3 protein-coding genes are annotated in these 2,292 nt (G+C 62.0%); 2 read left to right on the plus strand and 1 reads right to left on the minus strand.

Annotated elements, in window-relative coordinates; translation table 11 throughout:
• The first annotated feature begins 292 nt into the window (after positions 1–292).
• On the plus strand, positions 293–601 hold the full coding sequence (locus tag AAGI46_16920) for a hypothetical protein (GenBank protein MEM1013890.1): 309 nt from the start codon (positions 293–295) through the stop codon (positions 599–601).
• A 137-nt stretch (positions 602–738) separates the two neighbouring features.
• On the opposite strand, the gene AAGI46_16925 is transcribed toward AAGI46_16920, so the two are convergent.
• Entirely contained in the window at positions 739–1,809 is a 1,071-nt protein-coding gene (locus AAGI46_16925; protein ID MEM1013891.1) for a hypothetical protein, read from the minus strand.
• On the opposite strand from AAGI46_16925, the gene AAGI46_16930 reads away from it, so the two are divergent.
• Positions 1,804–2,292, plus strand: a 489-nt coding sequence (locus tag AAGI46_16930; protein ID MEM1013892.1) for a sodium:solute symporter, incomplete at its 3' end; no start/stop codon positions are given. The genes AAGI46_16925 and AAGI46_16930 overlap by 6 nt on opposite strands.

The following is a 2,292-nucleotide window of genomic DNA, read 5'->3' on the forward strand; positions in this document are numbered from 1 at the left end:
CAACAGGTCACGCTCCGGGGCATCGCTTCGCTCAACCCACGGCTTCCGATACGGTCCGGATATGAAGGAGATCGTGCTACCCGACGACCAGAGGTGGGTGCACCTGATCCTGCACACACGCGGGTCTTGGTTGCACGGCGACTCGCGCGGATTCCGGAGTCGAGGGCACCGTCTCCACTCGTCCGGTGATTACAAAGCCCCGCCTCCGCCCGGGGAACATGCGACGACACGCAACTTCCACCGAGCTCGAAGCCGAGAAGCGATCCGTCTCGATCGGGAGTCTCAAGTTGCGGTGCTCGGCGTCATTCCGGCAAAGCTTCGTTTGCTCAAAGTCGAACCACTCGCGGCGTCGGTCGCGCCAACGCACTTGCACATCCTGACGTCGGCACCGAATGGCCACGCCGAGACCAATGCGGTCGTTGCCAAACTGAAACAGCGGATGAGTTACGTCTGCAGCTCCGCAATCCAACGTCCGATTTGGGCAGGTGGCATGGGCACCAAGACCGTTCGCACCCGCGATCACCAGTTGGCGACGTTCCGCTACATCCGCGACCGACAAGGCTCTGACGCGCTCGTCTGGACTTTTCGGGACGAGCGGTAGTCAGCGTCACGAACCAGGAAGCCGTGGGCTGAGAGAAGCGATGCCCCGGAGCACTTGCAGAGCCCCGGAGCTTCCATCGATCAGCTTCTGTCAACCAACCGCATCCGATCTTCGGACCGACTGTCTCGAATCCGTCCTCAGTTCCCATCTCCGAACGCGAGCTTGAACGCCGTCGCGACGGCGAGCAGCGACCAGAGGATGTCCCAAGGCGAGAACATGGCTGCGAAAGCAGAGCCGAACGTGATGCCGCTCGAAGGTGGTTGCCAGGCGGCGATCTCTGCGTCAAGCGATGCCAGCGTCATCCCGTTGCAGTCGCTTTGAATCTCTGCGTAGGGAACGCGCGGCAAATCCTCGACCTCCGACGTCAGGTCGTCCATCGAAATCGAGCGAGCGTCTGTGAAACGCAGTTCTGCTAAGTGCTGACGCTTCCAGTAAAGCTCAAGTTCCTCGTCGGGAATGTCGGCGACCAGCGCTTCGGCCTCGACCCTGGCTGCCTCGTCCTCATCCCACGTTGTGTCATTGAAGTCACGACCCGCTTCGGCGTGGACGTCGTCGACCATCATCCACGGCAGATCCGCCCGGGCGAAGTTGGGATCGTAACTGACATTGCTTGTTTGCGCCACCGAATTGAGAAGACCTGCTCCAAGCGCGATCAAGGTAGCTGGGACAGCTTTTGTGCAGATGATCATCAGCAGTGCGATCCCGCCAGCGACGATACCAGCAGTCGTTGAGGTCCTGCCGTAGCCAAGGAGCATGCCTCCGCCGACAAGTGCTCCCAGGCCCCAGGCGACAAGACCGCCTTCGCGCTGCGTGAGGACGAGGATGACGAGCCAAATCACCACGCCGATGATCGCTGCCACGCTGGCCAGCGAGGTGCCGAGGATGAAGCGGCCGACGTCGGTGTTTTCCCGGGCTCGGATGGCGTCGGAAGACTTGCCCTTGTTCCTCTTTTGTTTCAAACCGCCCTTGGCAGCCTGGGCCAGAGCCAGGCGTTCGCGAGGGGTGAGTTTCTTGCCGTCGAGATGGGTTGGGACTGCCACGGAACTGTCTTTCTCTCTACTGAACCACTTGCAACACCCCACCCGAATCACGCGCCGGGCCGTCTGTTGCTGCTGCTGACACTGCAAAGTACCAAGCGACAGCAGGATGTCGAGAGGACGTCCGGGGCAAGGTGTCGCACCCCTCGTTAAAGTTGCGCGAGCATGCAACCGCTCGACTACATCGTCATCGCCGGGTACCTGCTCGGACTGCTCACCATCGGGGCCGTCCTGACGAAACGCGCTGGACGCAGCGGCGACGACTACTTCTTGGCCAATCGCGGCACGCCGTGGTGGGCGCTCGGAGCCAGCGGCATGTCGAGCAACCTCGATGTCGCCGGCACGGTCACGATCATCGCGCTGGTTTATCAGTTCGGTATTCAGGGATTTTTCGTCGAGATGCGTGGCGGCGTCGTGCTGCCGATCGCGGTGTGGCTGGCGTTCATGGGCAAGTGGCACCGCCGCAGCCAGGTGACGACGACGGCCGAGTGGATGGTGCTCCGCTTCGGCCAGGGCGAACAGGGCAAGGTCGCCCGGTACACCGCCGCGCTGACGTACCTCGTCATCACTGTGCTGATGGTGACGTTTTTCCTGACGGCGGCGGCGAAGTTTGTCGCACAGTTCATCGGGGGCGTCGATCCGACGTTGGCAGCG

This window comes from Planctomycetota bacterium (assembly GCA_038746835.1).
Classification (GTDB): Bacteria; Planctomycetota; Phycisphaerae; order Tepidisphaerales; family Tepidisphaeraceae; genus JBCDKH01.